This is a genomic window from Tenericutes bacterium MZ-XQ (assembly GCA_002838205.1).
Classification (GTDB): domain Bacteria; phylum Bacillota_I; class Bacilli_A; order Acholeplasmatales; family Acholeplasmataceae; genus Mariniplasma.
The window spans coordinates 1,698,354-1,714,594 of the sequence record CP017950.1; the positions used below are offsets into that span (position 1 = coordinate 1,698,354).

The following is a 16,241-nucleotide window of genomic DNA, read 5'->3' on the forward strand; positions in this document are numbered from 1 at the left end:
TGTGAAAACGTTTTATAATAGTTAAAATTTTACCTTTTTTATAATATTTATAGGTACATTATGCCACTTTCTTCTTTTGTAAATAGAAATCATATGAGTTTTTTTGTGTTTGAAATACTTTTGAATACATTGTTTCTATTATGAAGAAGCATATGGTGTTGCAGTACCATCTTTAATAGCATTTATTAAGTCAAGAATGGCTTGATCTTTATAAAGGTCAGAAACTGCCAAGAAATAGTCAGGTTCTACGCCATACTCAATATCATTATATGTCCAGCCATCTACATCAGATCCTTCTCTATAACTTAAGACATTTAAGCTGCTTAATTGATATATAGAGCCATCAGGTAATATAACAGGTATGATTGAACTTGCTCCACCACCTGACGTTGAGCCTATAATAGTTGCAATACCTTGATATTTTCCGATTGCAGCCATAAGGTTTGCTGCACTAAAGGTTACTTTTGATGTTAAAAAGTACCAATCGACGTTTTGTACTGCGTTTGTAGCTACTTCTACCCAATACGTTTGTTTTTCATTCGTCAGTGGATCTTGATAATTTACTTCTATAGGGTTTTCTGTTACGTATCCTAATACTCGGTATAATGCACCTAAATTACCACCTGTATTATATGATAAATCGACAACAATATTTTCTATATTTGGATTTTCGATAAACATAGCTTCAATTGCATCTCTCATATAATCGTCACTATCAACAACACTTTCATCATCATCTACAGATTTCGTTACAAATCCATCAAGATAGATGATTGCAGTGTTTTCAATGATTCGATATGGCGGAATATTTCCATCTGGCCATCTTGCATCAATTGCATCTTGAACTGAGAATAAAACATCATACCAAGATTTAACTCTAGGCCCTAAATCTAATATCGATAAACTAGGTGTTTCACCTTCAACATCATCATAGACCGTTGTGTAAATCATTGATGAATGCAGTTCATCTAAGTTTTCTAATACAAAATCACTATATGCATTATTTATTGTGCTTGTTGAAACACCTAAGAATCCTTGAACGTTTGCATAAAGTTGATCATAATACGTAACTACGCTATTGGTCTTTTTGAGACCATATAAATAATCTAGAGTAAATGCAAACGCATCAAATGTTGCTAACTGAACATCTGCAGGTACTGATGTATCATTTGCTACACTTGTTCTAAATGTTTCTGGTTCTTCACCAAATGCATAAATGCCTTTATAACCATCGACGTGATAATAAACATTATAATAGCTACTACCAGCAAATAATAGATTAATAATATGAATAGGCATGACATACGCCCCATCATCATAAATCATATCAAAACGGTAAGCATCTAAATCAAAGACAACTTGGTCACCATCTTCGATATACATTTCGTCTAAATACGATAATCCTTCAGAATAATTTGTACCGGTTGATTGAACATAACCACTAAAAAATGCCATATCATCTACAGTAATCGTGTTTTCTACGAAATCCAATAATGCTGTATACGTATATGTCTCATCATCAAGAGGATCTTCAGTGTCATTATCATAAGTGACATCATAAGTCATGGTTAAGACTTGAGTTTCAGCATCAAATAAGTATTCAATCTCATCAGAATAGACAAATCCATTCAACAAATTCATATAATCTTGTAAATTGACGTATGGTACATGCCCTTCATCTACATAATATGTCAGTAAAGTTCCATTTGCGACTGTATATTCGTTTGTTGTAGATTCAAAAGGGAGTTCTACTTCACTTGTAATGACACTTTCAGTTTTTGCTTTAACAACTAAATCATAAGTAAATGTTAATCTTGTATCACCGTTTCTTGTATTAAGTGTCAAAGTAACTTGTTTATCTTCTCCACCGATTGGATTAGGAATAACAATGCCTCTTCTTGTGATTGCAGTAGGATCAGATGATGACCATGATAATACAGTTCCATTTTCACCTTTGCTTGGTAGTTCAAGACTACTAGTCGTTACAACAAGTCCTTCGAAGCTGTCAAATGCTTCGATATCAAGCATAATCAGTTCTTCTTCGGTTGGCCCTTCAGGGATTTTTTCTTCCCAAAGTGCGAAAAGTGTTACATCTTCCGTGATGACTGTCAAGAAATCAAACGCGACATTCTCATCGTCAAGGTACCAATAAACAAAATTGAATCCTTCTTTTTCTGGTGCCTGTGGCAGAGTAGCTGTCTTGTTTTCTTCAATTGTTTGAGAAGCAACTTCACCTCCTCCATTTGTATCAAATGTTACAACATAAGTAACTGGATCTACTGGATCAATAGGATCCTCAGGGGTTTCTTCAGGATCACATGCAACTAAAGTAAATATCAAAAGCAACATGAAGATACTAAAAGAAAACTTTTTTAAAAAAGTTTGGCTCATGTATAAATTTCCTTTCTGCTATTCTTTTATACTATTTTAATCTTTTTTAGGAAAAAGTCAAAACTTTTCTACTAAAAAAAACTGCACAATGCTAAACATCGTACAGTTTTTACTATTTTTTTACTATTCTTGATCTAATGAGTAATCCATTGCAAGGTATCTTTGATACATCTTCCAACGTTTCTTAGCATCTTGCATATTCTTATCTAATAATTCAGCAGCATGATCTGGGTTGATTTGTGCAAGTTGTGAGTATCTTGCTTCATTAAGTAGATAATCATGGTATTTATCCCATACCGGAGGTCTTGAGTCAACTTGGAATGGATTCTTTCCTTCAGCTTCTCTTCTTGGATCGAATCTAAATGTTGGCCAATATCCACATTCAACAGCTAACTTACCTTGTTGAGCAGAATTAGTTAAACCACCTTTAATACCGTGTTCGATACATGGTGAGTATGCGATAACGATTGATGGACCATCATAGCTTTCAGCTTCCTTCATTGCTTTAACAACTTGAGCTTGTGAAGCACCTGAAGATACTTGAGCTACATAAACATGGCCATAGCTCATAGCGATTGCAGCTAAGTCTTTCTTCTTCGTATTCTTACCAGCAGCTGTAAACTTCGCAATTGATCCTGTAGGCGCTGATTTAGATGATTGACCACCAGTGTTTGAATAAACTTCAGTATCTAGTACTAAAATATTAACATCTTCGTTATTTGCCATAACATGGTCAATACCACCATAACCAATATCATAAGCCCAACCATCTCCACCAAGGATCCATTGTGAAATCTTCACAAAGTAATCTTTGATATCAAGTAAGTCTTTAGCATATGGTTTATCAATCTTTTCAAGTTCTTTAACCATTTCTGGTTTTAATCTTCTTGTGATTGAAGCATCTTTTCTATTTTCAATCCATTCTTTAGCTAATGCTTGAAGTGATTCAGGCATTTCACTCATATGGTCTGCTAATAATGTTTGTACTCTATCTCTTACAGTTTCATAAGCGATTCTCATACCGAAACCAAACTCAGCATTATCTTCGAATAATGAGTTTGCCCATGCTGGACCAAAGCCTTCAGCATTTGTCGTATATGGAGTTGCAGGGAATGATCCACCATAAATTGATGAACATCCTGTCGCGTTTGCAATCACTAAATGATCTCCATAAAGTTGAGTAAGTGCTTTAACATATGGTGTCTCACCACAACCAGCACATGCTCCAGAGAATTCAAATAGAGGTTGTCTGAAACTTAAGTTCTTAGGATTGTTATCACCTAAGTCTTTATATGTAACTTCGTTGAAGAAATAATTTGCAGTTTCTTGGCTACCTTTAGCAAGTTCATCACCAATTGGTACCATTGCAAGTGATTTTTCTTTTGTAGGACATACTTCAACACAGACACCACATTCTGTACAATCAAGTGTAGATACTTGAATTGAGAATTTGTATCCTGCCATGTCTTTACCTTTAGCATCAATGAATTTTGCGCTTTCAGGTGCGTTTGCTGCTTCTTGATCATCTGCTAAGAATGATCTAATTACTCCATGTGGACATGCGAACACACATTGATTACATTGAATACAGTTTTCGCTTCTCCATTCAGGAACGTAATTTGCAATACCGCGTTTTTCAAATGCAGAAGCACCATTTTCCATATGTGCATCTTCATAACCTAAGAATGCAGATACAGGAAGTGAATCACCTTCAATTGCGTTAACGATATCAGCGATTTTTTTAACGAAATCTGGACGGCTATCATGAGATGCTTCTACTTCATCAGTTAATGTTGCCCATTCAGCTTTAACATCAACTTTAACGATGTTCTTATATCCAGCGTCAATTGCTTCTTCATTAAGTTTAACAATTGCATCACCTTTACGTCCATATGTTTTTTTAGCATATGATTTCATTAATTCATTTGCTTTTTCTGCGTCCATTAGGTGTTCATTCAACTTAAAGAATGCAGATTGCATAATTGTATTAATACGACGACCTAATCCAATTTCATAAGCTAAGTCAACTGCATTGATGATATAGAAATTAGCTTTTTTAATTGCTAATTGGCGTTTAACTTTATTAGGTAATAACGTTTCAATATCTTCTGCAGGTGTTTGTGTATTTAGTAAGAATGTTCCACCTTGTTTCAATCCTTTTAACATATCATATTTTGTTAGATATGTATCAGTTGAACATGATACAAAGTTAGGATAATTAACTAAGTAAGTAGAACGAATAGGTTTGTCAGAAAATCTTAAGTGCATACGTGTTACACCACCAGCTTTTTTAGAGTCATATGACGCATAAGCTTGTGAGTATAAGTCAGTATTATCACCGATAATCTTAGTAATATTTTTAGAAGCCCCAACTGTACCATCAGAACCTAATCCGAAGAATAATAATTCTGTAGTGTTCGCATCAGTTAAGTCTAAATTCTTATCATAGGTAATCGATGTATGTGTGACATCATCATCAATACCAATAGTAAACTTGTCTTTTTGGGCACCAGCCATATTCTCAAATACTGAGACAACCATCGCTGGAGTTGTATCTTTAGATGATAATCCGTAAACACCACCTAAAATCATAGGTGCATCTTCTTTATCATAATAAATAGATTTAACATCTAAGTATAATGGGTTGCCAGTTGCTCCTGGTTCCATTGTTCTGTCTAACACTGTAATTCTCTTAACAGTCTTAGGCATTTTGTCTAAGAAATATTTAGTGCTAAATGGTCTATATAAATGAACAGTTAGCAAACCAACCTTCTTACCTTTACCTACTAAATAATCAATAGATTGCTTAGCTGATTCACACACAGAACCCATTGCGATCACAACATCAGTTGCATCTTTGTCACCATAATAAGTAAATGGTGCATAATCTCTACCAGTCACCTTAGAGATTTCTTGCATGTACTCATTAACGATATCAGGAACTTGTGCATAATGTGATGATTGTAATACTTTTGTTTGGAAGTAAACATCATCACTTTGAGCTGTACCACGAGTTACAGGTCTTTCAGGATTTAATCCTTTTTGTCTGAACTTCGCAACAGCTTCTCTATCTAATAATCGATCAAATACTTCATAATCTAAAACTTCGATTGATTGAACTTCGTGTGATGTTCTAAATCCATCAAAGAAATGAACGAATGGAATACTTGACTTGATTGCTGCTAAATGTGCAATACCGCCTAAATCCATTGAAGACTGAACAGATGTAGATGCTAAGAATGCAAATCCTGTTTGTCTTGCTGCCATAACATCTTGATGATCACCAAAGATTGATAGTGCTTGAGCAGCAATAGATCTAGCCGCAACATGAATAACACCTGGTAACATTTGACCAGCGATTTTATACATGTTAGGTATCTTTAATAATAAACCTTGTGATGCAGTATATGTTGTAGTCAATACTCCCATTTGTAATGACCCGTGCACTGTACCAGCAGCGCCTGCCTCACTTTGCATTTCGATAATCTTCACAGGCATGCCGAATAAATTCTTTTTACCTGCAGAAGCCCAAAGGTCAACGTATTGTGCCATTGGTGAGGATGGTGTAATTGGATATATACCAGCAACTTCTGTAAATGCATATGAACAATATGCTGCTGCTTCGTTACCATCCATTGATTTAATAACTTTTTTAGCTACCATAAATACTTCCTCCTGATTCTAGTATTAAGTTAATACTTCTAAAATCTCAGCTGCATTCTCTTTTGGAGATGCCTTTTCAAACACGTGAGTAATAACGCCTTCTTCATTTAAAATAAATGTTGAACGATTTACACCCATATATTTTCTACCGTACATGCTTTTTTCAACATATACTCCGAAATATGAACATACTTTTACATCCTCATCACTTAATAAGATAAACGGTAAGTCATAGTCTTCAACAAACTTTTTATGACTTTTTACGCTATCTTTGGAAATCCCAATGACGACGATATCTTTTTCTTTGAATTGATCATATGAATCTCTAAATGCACAGGCTTGTGCTGTACATCCTGAAGTATTATCTTTTGGATAAAAATAAATCACTACTTTTTTTCCTAAATAATCTTTTAAGCTATGTGTTTCTCCATAAGCATCAGGCAAAGAAAAATCCTGAACTTTTGTTCCTACCTTTAACATAGTTAACCTCCATTTTTGATATGAGCATTTCCCACATTTCATTATAACGCATTTGGAGGTTTTTTTTAAGGGTTTCTCGAAATTTCACATATATTTAATAAAGTTTAAAAAGTTTATAAACTTTAGGATTTCAAATAAAAAAACGACAATGTCGCTTCTTTTGAGTAATTGGTGCGGGTGACAGGAGTTGAACCTGCACGCCGTAAGGCGCTAGATCCTAAGTCTAGTGCGTCTGCCAATTTCGCCACACCCGCGCAAAAAGAATTATACCTTTTTTTTAGAAAAGTGTCAATTCTTTTTTGAAATAATCTTAGATTTTTAATTTTCTCTTTCTATATATATACGAAGAAAGAACAATGAGTCCGCAAATTGGAATGATTCCTAATAAATATAACATATTAAACCCCGGTTCGTCAACAACATCTATGAGAACACGTGTTTGATATGTTTGATCATCAACTTGATAGTTCATATATACATAATAAGCACCTGATTTACTTGCTCTATGTTCATATTCGTTATGATCTATAGATATATTTGTAGCTGTTACACCTTCACTTTCTAGTGTCTGTGATAACCAAGTTATAATATCCTCTGCTGACTTTATTTGAGTTGGTGTTGTTGTAATGATATATGAATCGTTCACATTAAACTCCGGTCCTCGGTTATCAATTACATGAATATAAATGTCTTTTGTCGATGTATTTCCTGATGTATCTTTGGCAGATACGGTCATCATATAGATGCCTGGTTCAGTGTTTAGCAAATATCCATCATGAGATATACGAATGCTAGATAGATTAACTCCGACATCATCGGTGATCACATAATAACCTAGAATTTGTTCGTGAGTTAAAGGTGTATCTCCTACATACAAGTAAATTTGCGATGAGCCTCTTATAATAGGTCCTTGATTATCATATAGTTCTACATCAAACGTTTGTGAAGTATGATTCAAACTTGAATCAGTAACATCGACAGTTATCTGATAGATCCCTACAGTTGTAGCTGATGTATAAGTATCATACGTAATAGCTAAATGTTCATGTGATAAAACATCAACATTATCTGTAACACTTATGTATGATGTTAATGTGTTGACATCAACTTTATCAGATAAAGGTATCCTTATTGGTTCAGATAAAGATAGCACCGGTGCAGTTAAATCTTCAACTAAAACAGATAAAATGTATTGCTTTGTTATATTGTTGAAAGTTGCTTCATAAATCATTTCATAATTTCCAGGCAAGCGATCACTTTGACTATAAGTATCATAAGAAAGTTGCTTAGATAGATTTAATCCTGATGGTGATTGTGCTGTAATATATGAAGAGATGGTTTCTGTTGTTAAAAGATTATCGTAGTTTATTTTTATTTGCCCATAATATTTTAAGACATCATTAGGATCAATAAATGGTTCAAAACCAGCGAAATCTTGATAGGTACCTTCATATAAAATGATTTCATATGGTGCAACAAAATTTGAAGCATCTAAATGCAAAATCTCGATTAAAAGATAATCATCATTTGGTGTAAATTCAATATAAACTCTTTCATTAACTTCATCTTTTTGATAAGCCAAAGGCATGGGGTTTGCAGCATTCACATAAGTTATTTCGGCTTCTAATGTTTGTATTTCGTCATACCAAACAGAAACAGCCTGTCTACTCATCACAAGCGTATAGGTTGGTCCATTATTAATTTTAAACTCTGTGTTACTTTGATAGACATTTGGTTCATTACCAACTTCAAATAATGTTGAAACATCTAAATAATTTTTTCCAATAGGAAGCGTTTCAACTGTTGCATAACTTTCTCCGTGCAATAAGATTAAACTTAAACAAATCATTGTAATAAAAATAAATATTTTTTTCATGTTTTTATTCCTCCTATTTCATACTATTGAAATAAAAGGTTTTTTACTTTAAAAAGAAAAAAGAAACGACAGGTCGCTTCTCTAACTTTTAAATGGCAGGCCCAGCTGGATTTGAACCAACGATGAGGGAGTCAAAGTCCCTTGCCTTACCCCTTGGCTATGGGCCTAAATGCTATTATGGGGCGACCGAAGGGAATCGAACCCTCGAATGTCGGGACCACAACCCGATGCGTTAACCACTTCGCCACGGTCGCCATATCATAGCGCAATTTCTATTATACAATAAATTTCATATTTGTAAAGTGAAATAATGTAATTTTTTTATTTTAGTTGTATATTTATAAATTATCGTGTATCATACTTTACGAAAGGTGTGATATACATGATGAAATGGATAGGTAGATCCATCTATGTGCTTGCAATTGTATTTATTTCAGTTGTAGTATTTAGATTAGCATATACTGCGAAACTACAAGAATATTATGATGGTGAGATTAGAGAAAATAGAGACGATGATGAAACTTTACTTAAGGGATTAATGACATCTCTTACGATTGATTATTATCGTGAAACTCCAAAAGTTTATGAATACATCAGTGACGAAGGCGATTATCAATTTAATTTATCTGCTTATGCTATTGGTATTTCTTATGGAGAAGAAAAATACGATGGTTTAATGTTTGTGATTAATAATATTAAGATCACTGAAAACGATGAACTCATCGATAACCCTATTATAAGAATGTCAGTAACTTTATCTCATCAAACACTCTTGGTTAATGAAGAGTATCAAAACAATGGCAGCATTATTTATGATCCTATATTAAAGTTTAGTATTTACAATGTTCCTGCATTATTTTTATTTGATGCTGTAAATTATATGTTGATTCAAAACGATGATGAAAATGCTGAACCTGAGTATGCAACTATCGAGACTTTAACACTAGAGTATTCTAATGGCGAAACAAATGATAATGGCAGTTATGTTTTTGATGAAATCCCATTCTTTGTTGCTTCTACTACTGAATATAGAGATGCTGTACACGACGATCATAAAGATAGCAATTTTGCGATCGATCCTGAATCTTATCGTTTAAGTGATGACTTTGGTGATGATGGTCTTACAGAAGATGATATCATTCAGTTTAATTTAGTTACCGAAAAAGACGATTTATCAGGATATAATGGTGTGATGTGGAGAATCATGTTTATTTATGGTTTAGTTGTACTCATGATTACTTATTTCTTATTCTTCCATAAATATGTAAGACAAAGAATGCGAATGAAACAAGAAAAGGAAGTTAAAGTATCCAATCAAGCAATCTTTAAAGATGATGTTGAAGACGAAAAGTAAATTTTCGTCTTTTTTCTTTTTTAACAATTGCATTTTAATCTTTGTTTATGCTATACTTATACATGCTGTTAGGGATATGGTGTCAATGGTAGCACAGCGGTCTCCAAAACCGTTAGTACGGGTTCGAATCCTGTTATCCCTGCCATATATAAATGACAAAGAGCAGAATTACTGCTCTTTTTTTATTTTCCAGTATGCTTTTGTAAAAATGCTTTAACCAAATCCGGCTTCATATCTATTAAGATATCGTCATCTTTGATTAGTACAGGTAAAGCTAATACCATATATTTTTTTACCATTTCTACAAAGAAATCAAAGTTCTCTTCTTTATCTACTATGGTAATATCATGTTGATATTTATTATTTAACACGGTCTTTAAAAAAAGCTTTAATTTGTTGCAATTAGGACAATTAGGTTTTGTTAACATATATAATTTTGACATTTTTAAACTCCTTACGTTTTATATCAAATACATTTTAACAAAGATAACTCCTTTTCTTCATATTAACGCTTAAAAGAAACTTTGATGGTTGTACCTTCTGAAAGGCTCGATTTCAAATTAATCTTCCCATGATATTTGATCGCAATATGTTTAACGATTGCTAGTCCTAAACCTGTACCACCATCAAGTCTACCTTTATCGACACGATAGAATCTTTCAAACACGCGTGTTTGGTGTTCTTTAGGAATGCCTTTACCCTGATCTTTAACAATAAATAAAACTTCATCTTTAACTGCTTTTAGTTCAAGTGAAATCGTCTTGTTGTCATCACTATATTTATAAGCATTCTCAATCAGGTTTTTAAACAACTTAGTAAAATCCAAAGGATCACCGTAATATGAAATATCTTCTTTGTGTATGATATTGATTTTCATATTTTTTTCTTTTAAAGGTTGATTAAGTGTATCTAGGACTTCATCTAAAATCTGATGAAGTTTTATATCTTGATATGTTTCTTCCTTAATGTTTTCTAATCTTGATAACATCAGCATATCTTCAACAAGCGCTGACATAAACTCAGTTTGATTGATAATTTTTTTAGAGCTTTCCTTAACTTCTTTTTGATCTTTAATCATGTCATAAAGAATTAATTCGGCATATCCTCTGATCGCAGTCAGTGGTGATTTTAGTTCATGAGATGCATGAGAGAAGAAATCTCTTTTCATCTGTCCTATTTGTCGTTCTTCAGTAACATCTTTTAACACCATTAAAATACTTGCAAGATGTTCATCTTCTTCGTTTTTGTGTAGAGGATAAATATAACAATCATAAATTCTATCCTTAGCTTTATAGTCTTTTTGAAATGGTTTGTTGTGCTCATAAACACTATCAATCGCCTTATTAAGCTCGACATCTCTAATAAACTTATATCCTTCTTGATTCAAATATTCATCTGTTAAGTCGAATAATATGCTTGCATCATCATTAAAGAACATGAGTTTTTTTTGATGATCAAATAACAATATAGACTGTCTAATTTCGCTTAAAATAAATCTAAGCTGTTCCTGATAATTATGAATTTTATTTAAGTTTTTTGATGTTTCATAATTGATTTGGTTCATCTCATGAAGCATTTCATTGATTTCTTCATAAGGGCTATTTAAACTCATCATCTGATATTTTCCTTGATTAAGTCTAACCATACCATCTTTGACTTTATCCCAAGGTTTTAATAAATTTTCATTAACTCTTTTTAATCCAAAATAGTAAATAACTAAAATGAATGAGGCACTGATGACTAATGCCCACATCACTTGACGATAGGTGCTGATTTGTGTTTCTAATGGAATAGAAACCCTTATATATGTGCCATCATCTAGACGACTAGCAATATATAGTAAATCGACATTAATCGTGTCAGATTTTCTGATGTACACTGCTCCTAAATCAAGAATTTCAGGTCTCTCACTTTTATCTTGCCCTATTTCTTCATCATGTGTATCCGCTAAGACTAATCCATTTTGATCTAAAATAGTTATTCTTCTTTGGCTTTGATCAAATGAACTCACAAAATCTTGATCTGATTCGCTATAGTTTTCGTAACTTGTAACAACTTCATCTAACAAAAAAGACATCATCGATGATTGATGTCTTTTTTCGAAATGATACATGGCTAAAAAAACAATCACAAAAAACAACATAAATGCACTTAATAAAAGTAAGATGTTATTTCTAATGACGGCTTTTTTCATTCGATATGATACCCCACACCACGTATAGTTTTTATTTCTACATGCGCGTCATTTGTTCTTAGTTTTTGTCTTAATGATTTGATGTGCATGTCTAATGTTCTTGTTTCACCAATAAAATCTGTTTCCCAAACAAATTTAAAAATCATTTCTTTAGAAACAACATCACCTTGATTTTTTAATAACAATTTTAATATTTCATATTCTTTATTTGTTAAATAAACTTCTTCTTCGTTGATTTTAAATGTATGTTTTTTGTCATTTAATCTCACATTTTTTAGCGAGAAAATATAATCGCCTTGAAGGGTTCTAAGTCTTGCTTGGATACGTGATGTTAACTCTAAAACGCCAAATGGCTTTGTCATGTAATCATCGGCACCTAAGTCCAGAGCTATCACTTTATCCATTTCATTTTGTAGTGCAGATACCATCATAACCGGTATATGGGTATCAATTTTTCTAATCAATTTCAGCAAATCTAACCCTGATGTATCAGGTAGCATCACATCGAGTAAAATCATATCTGGTTTTTGTTTTCTAAAACTTTGCATAAATGCTTCTCCAGTAGAAAAGCCTTGACCTTTAAAGCCAGCATTTTCAATCGTTTTTTCAATCACATATTGAATAGCTTGATCGTCTTCTACAAAATAAATCATTGGCATATATGCCCCTCCTTTAGAATAACAATGTATTCTTATGTGTTCCTTTAACCATGAAGATAATCCATTGTGCTATGTTTACTGCATGATCACCAACACGCTCAAAATATTTAGCAACCATGAGCACATAAATGAGCTCATTTGCATCAATTTTATCATTTTTTAGTTCAGTTGTCATCTTTGTGATGAGTTGTTGGAATAATTCATCGACTAAATCATCTTTTTTAATGACTTCTTGTGCAATTTCTTCATTCACATGAACCAATCCTTTTATACTTAATAAAACCATTTCTTCAACAATTTCAGCCATTTTAGATGTAATTGGTAAAACTCTTTTATTTAGACTACCTTCTAGGTGAAGTGTCATTTCTGCGATATCTGTAGCATGATCACCAATACGCTCTAAGTCTGTAATGAGTTTTAAAATACCAGTAACCAGCCTAAGATCGCTTGCGACTGGTTGTTCTCTCCATATAATTTTTAACGCCTGTTTAGCGATCTCTTCTTCATACTGATCAACTTGGTCATCTTTTTTGATGACTACTTTAGCAAGCTCTAAATCATTATTTTTAAATGCATCCAAACCTTCTCTTAAATTACTTAAGGCAAGATCTGCCATCTCTGCAACTTGTTTTTTTAGTTCTTCAATCATTTCTTCTAAATGTTGTCTTAATGTCATATTTTTTCTCCTTTTTACCCGAATCTACCGGTGATATATTCTTCTGTTTTTTTATTTTCTGGGGTTGAAAATACATGATTTGTATCCCCAAATTCAACGAGCTCACCCATTAAGAAGAATGCTGTTTTATCTGATATACGCGCAGCTTGTTGCATGTTATGTGTTACGATAACAATTGTATAATCTTTCTTTAATTCTACCACTAAATCTTCTATTTTTGCGGTTGCAACCGGATCAAGCGCAGAAGTCGGCTCATCCATTAGTATCACTTCTGGTTTCATCGCAATCGTTCTAGCAATACAAAGTCTTTGCTGTTGTCCACCAGATAACGACAATGCACTTTCTTTTAACCTGTCTTTAACTTCATCCCATAGAGCTGCTTGTTTTAAACTAGTTTCAACAATTTCATTCAACTCCTGTTTGTTTTTTAAACCCTGGCATTTTGGACCATAAGCAATGTTATCATAAATACTCATTGGAAAGGGGTTAGGTTTTTGGAAAACCATACCGACTTTCGTTCTAAGTCCAATAACATCAGTGTTTTGATCATAAATGTTTTGTCCGTGATATGAAACATCACCAGAAATCTTACATGATTCAACCAAATCATTCATTCGATTTAACGTTCTTAAAAATGTGGACTTCCCACATCCAGAAGGACCGATTAGCGCTGTAACTTCTTTTTCATAAATCGGTAGTTCTATGTTGATTAAAGCTTGTTTTTCACCATAATATAAATCTAGATTTTTTACTTCAAATGTTTTTTTATTTTCAACTATTGTCATCTGACTACACCATACTTTCTCATAAATCTTTTTGATACCAACTTAATTGATATATTTAATACTAATACAATCATCAAGATAATTAATGCTATCGTTGATGATAACTCTATATTTGCAGGTTCATCAGTCATCATCGACCATATATGCACTGCTAAAGAGGTTGATCTATCTGTTAGGTACACGTCATCTTTAATCGATGTACCGATTGCGAATACTAACGCAGCACTTTCACCAATAATTCTACCGATTGCCAGTAATGTTGCTGTTAAAATACCACTAAATGCATTCGGCAAAATGACTTTAAACACTGTTTGTGTTTTACTTGCTCCTAAAGCTAAGCTTGCAAATCTATAATCATCAGGAACAACTTTTAAACTTTCTTCTGTCGTTCTAATAATCACTGGTAATAGAATTACTGCTAAAGTCATTGAACCAGAAATTAGATTCCCTGTAGTTGCTGATGTTAGTCTAATGGTTATGGGTACAAATATGGCTAGACCCATGAGACCATAAATAATCGATGGTACACCAGTTAAAGTTTCAATAAATGATCTTAACATACGATTAAATTTATTATTTTTTGCGTATTCATTTAAATAGATTGCTGCACCAATACCAATAGGAAGGGCAAATACGAGGGTTAATACAATTAAGTAAAGTGTTGTAATAATAGAACCTCTAATGCCTCCACCCGTGGTCGCAAACTCTAATTCTCTAATATTATCTTGTTGATCAAGGAGATTGATCATGTTTTCTGCACCACGGCTTGATAAAGCGCTTGCTGCACCATCAAATGCAATTCTGATCACTTCATATTCAGTTCTCAAATCTAAATTAGGATCACCTACACCTTTATTTTGAAGTGTATGGAGTGGTGAATCAGGATGAACATAAGTCACTACAATCACATTTTTACCTTGTAAATCAGTATCATCAGTTAATGCTAGCCCCCATTTTTCCGAATAAAAAGTCTCTTCATTAAACTCTTTACTTGTTGTATAATTACCTAACTCAAATCCTTCATCCAGATCTGCAATATAAGTAACTGCAGTATAATTATTGGTAATTAAATCAAAATTTAATAATCTAAATCCATTTAAAAATACATATCCTACAATCAGCAATAATACACCAAGAGATATAAACGAAGCACCATATGTTATCCCTTTATATAAATTTTCTCTTTTATTTCTATTTAACATGGACATGACCTACTTTCTTTTTAATCGTATTCAAGATTAAATTGGTAAGCAATATCACTGCCATTAAAACAATACCAACTGAAAAGCGTATATCATAATCCAAGCCTACAGTTTCTTTCATACCTTCAAGCATAGTTGTTGTTAAAGTGGATGTTGTATCTAGTATATTAAAAGATAGTCCAGATCTTCTACCACCAGCGACTAAACTGACTGCAGTTGCTTCACCCAGTGCTCTACCTACACCCAATATTGCAGATGTGAAAATTCCAGATTTAGCTGCCGCTAATACAACTTTAAAATTCGTTTGCATAGGCGTTGCTCCTAATGCTAGTGAACCGTGAATAATTTCTTTATCTACTGATCTAATTGCAACTTCACTAATTGAAGTAATTGTTGGTATTGTCATAATTGCTAGCACAATCACAGCTGCTAGCATAGAGTTACCACCCTTTGATTGATAGCCGATAAGTGCACTAAAATTATATACGAATTTTAATACAAAACCTGCACCAAATAAACCATAAATAATTGAGGGTATCGATGCTAAAAGTTCTATAACCGTTCTTAACGTTTCAGCAAGTCTTTTTGGTGCAATCTTTGCAATAAATAAAGCAGTTAATACACCTACAGGAAAACTTAATAATAGTGATAAAAAGGCGATAAACAATGTGCTTACTATGATAAACCCTACACTGTATAGATTAGAGTTGAAAGATTCACCAATGAGCCATGTATCTCCTGTCAAAAATCTCCACAAACTCACTGATCCTAGTCCACCATTATCACTGATAAAAGGTGTGATTCCTTTGACTAGGATAACACCTACAACAACAAACACAAATGATGATGATAAAATCGCAAGAAAGAATAAAAAATTTCTTGTGATGATATCAATGATTTTGTTTTTTCCGTTCTTTGATTTTCTTAAATTTAATAATTGCTGCATATTCTCATCCTTTAC

The 16,241-nt window shown here is 33.0% G+C and carries 12 protein-coding genes and 4 tRNA genes; 2 read left to right on the forward strand and 14 right to left on the reverse strand.

Features of this window, described 5'->3' with window-relative positions:
* Positions 1–138: 138 nt before the first annotated feature.
* The 7 genes from BK011_08490 to BK011_08520 form a co-directional block, all read right to left on the reverse strand.
* Positions 139–2,391, reverse strand: coding sequence for a hypothetical protein (locus tag BK011_08490; GenBank protein ID AUD65720.1), 2,253 nt, complete (start codon positions 2,389–2,391; stop codon positions 139–141).
* A 123-nt stretch (positions 2,392–2,514) separates the two neighbouring features.
* Positions 2,515–6,054: a pyruvate:ferredoxin (flavodoxin) oxidoreductase gene (locus BK011_08495; GenBank protein AUD65721.1), complete on the reverse strand. Its 3,540-nt coding sequence runs from the start codon at positions 6,052–6,054 to the stop codon at positions 2,515–2,517.
* A 24-nt stretch (positions 6,055–6,078) separates the two neighbouring features.
* Positions 6,079–6,534 (reverse strand): peroxiredoxin, encoded by a 456-nt coding sequence (locus tag BK011_08500; GenBank protein AUD65722.1) that lies wholly within the window; start codon positions 6,532–6,534, stop codon positions 6,079–6,081.
* 169 nt (positions 6,535–6,703) lie between these two features.
* A tRNA-Leu gene (locus BK011_08505) sits at positions 6,704–6,788 on the reverse strand.
* A 56-nt stretch (positions 6,789–6,844) separates the two neighbouring features.
* Entirely contained in the window at positions 6,845–8,410 is a 1,566-nt protein-coding gene (locus BK011_08510) for a hypothetical protein (GenBank protein AUD65723.1), read from the reverse strand.
* A 93-nt stretch (positions 8,411–8,503) separates the two neighbouring features.
* Positions 8,504–8,577, reverse strand: a tRNA-Gln gene (locus BK011_08515).
* Between the two features lie 11 nt (positions 8,578–8,588).
* Positions 8,589–8,664, reverse strand: a tRNA-His gene (locus BK011_08520).
* 128 nt (positions 8,665–8,792) lie between these two features.
* Between BK011_08520 and BK011_08525 the strand changes: the two genes are divergently transcribed.
* Complete coding sequence (locus tag BK011_08525) at positions 8,793–9,764, forward strand: hypothetical protein (GenBank protein AUD65724.1); 972 nt, start codon at positions 8,793–8,795, stop codon at positions 9,762–9,764.
* A gap of 70 nt (positions 9,765–9,834) precedes the next feature.
* A tRNA-Trp gene (locus BK011_08530) sits at positions 9,835–9,909 on the forward strand.
* Positions 9,910–9,946: 37 nt separating this feature from the next.
* Here the strand turns inward: BK011_08530 and BK011_08535 are convergent.
* From BK011_08535 to BK011_08565, 7 genes are all read right to left on the reverse strand, one after another.
* Positions 9,947–10,207: a hypothetical protein gene (locus BK011_08535; GenBank protein ID AUD65725.1), complete on the reverse strand. Its 261-nt coding sequence runs from the start codon at positions 10,205–10,207 to the stop codon at positions 9,947–9,949.
* Between the two features lie 62 nt (positions 10,208–10,269).
* The gene (locus BK011_08540; GenBank protein AUD65726.1) at positions 10,270–11,958 is read right to left on the reverse strand and encodes a hypothetical protein; all 1,689 of its coding nucleotides are present in this window, start codon (positions 11,956–11,958) and stop codon (positions 10,270–10,272) included.
* Positions 11,955–12,611: a hypothetical protein gene (locus BK011_08545; protein AUD66177.1), complete on the reverse strand. Its 657-nt coding sequence runs from the start codon at positions 12,609–12,611 to the stop codon at positions 11,955–11,957. Before BK011_08545 ends, BK011_08540 begins: the two co-directional genes overlap by 4 nt.
* 19 nt (positions 12,612–12,630) lie before the next feature.
* Entirely contained in the window at positions 12,631–13,293 is a 663-nt protein-coding gene (locus BK011_08550) for a phosphate transport system regulatory protein PhoU (protein AUD65727.1), read from the reverse strand.
* A 14-nt stretch (positions 13,294–13,307) separates the two neighbouring features.
* Complete coding sequence (locus BK011_08555) at positions 13,308–14,078, reverse strand: phosphate ABC transporter ATP-binding protein (GenBank protein ID AUD65728.1); 771 nt, start codon at positions 14,076–14,078, stop codon at positions 13,308–13,310.
* Entirely contained in the window at positions 14,075–15,286 is a 1,212-nt protein-coding gene (locus tag BK011_08560) for a phosphate ABC transporter, permease protein PstA (GenBank protein ID AUD65729.1), read from the reverse strand. The genes BK011_08555 and BK011_08560 overlap by 4 nt, the downstream gene beginning before the upstream one ends.
* Positions 15,270–16,226: a phosphate ABC transporter permease subunit PstC gene (locus tag BK011_08565; protein ID AUD65730.1), complete on the reverse strand. Its 957-nt coding sequence runs from the start codon at positions 16,224–16,226 to the stop codon at positions 15,270–15,272. Before BK011_08565 ends, BK011_08560 begins: the two co-directional genes overlap by 17 nt.
* Positions 16,227–16,241 lie beyond the last annotated feature (15 nt).

What these genes read in the sequence shown, in the direction of transcription:
- BK011_08490 (AUD65720.1), bottom strand. Translation starts at nt 2,391, where the DNA reads ATGAGCCAAACTTTTTTAAAAAAGTTTTCTTTTAGTATCTTCATGTTG.
- BK011_08495 (AUD65721.1), bottom strand. Translation starts at nt 6,054, where the DNA reads ATGGTAGCTAAAAAAGTTATTAAATCAATGGATGGTAACGAAGCAGCA.
- BK011_08500 (AUD65722.1), bottom strand. Translation starts at nt 6,534, where the DNA reads ATGTTAAAGGTAGGAACAAAAGTTCAGGATTTTTCTTTGCCTGATGCT.
- BK011_08510 (AUD65723.1), bottom strand. Translation starts at nt 8,410, where the DNA reads ATGAAAAAAATATTTATTTTTATTACAATGATTTGTTTAAGTTTAATC.
- BK011_08525 (AUD65724.1), top strand. Translation starts at nt 8,793, where the DNA reads ATGATGAAATGGATAGGTAGATCCATCTATGTGCTTGCAATTGTATTT.
- BK011_08535 (AUD65725.1), bottom strand. Translation starts at nt 10,207, where the DNA reads ATGTCAAAATTATATATGTTAACAAAACCTAATTGTCCTAATTGCAAC.
- BK011_08540 (AUD65726.1), bottom strand. Translation starts at nt 11,958, where the DNA reads ATGAAAAAAGCCGTCATTAGAAATAACATCTTACTTTTATTAAGTGCA.
- BK011_08545 (AUD66177.1), bottom strand. Translation starts at nt 12,611, where the DNA reads ATGATTTATTTTGTAGAAGACGATCAAGCTATTCAATATGTGATTGAA.
- BK011_08550 (AUD65727.1), bottom strand. Translation starts at nt 13,293, where the DNA reads ATGACATTAAGACAACATTTAGAAGAAATGATTGAAGAACTAAAAAAA.
- BK011_08555 (AUD65728.1), bottom strand. Translation starts at nt 14,078, where the DNA reads ATGACAATAGTTGAAAATAAAAAAACATTTGAAGTAAAAAATCTAGAT.
- BK011_08560 (AUD65729.1), bottom strand. Translation starts at nt 15,286, where the DNA reads ATGTCCATGTTAAATAGAAATAAAAGAGAAAATTTATATAAAGGGATA.
- BK011_08565 (AUD65730.1), bottom strand. Translation starts at nt 16,226, where the DNA reads ATGCAGCAATTATTAAATTTAAGAAAATCAAAGAACGGAAAAAACAAA.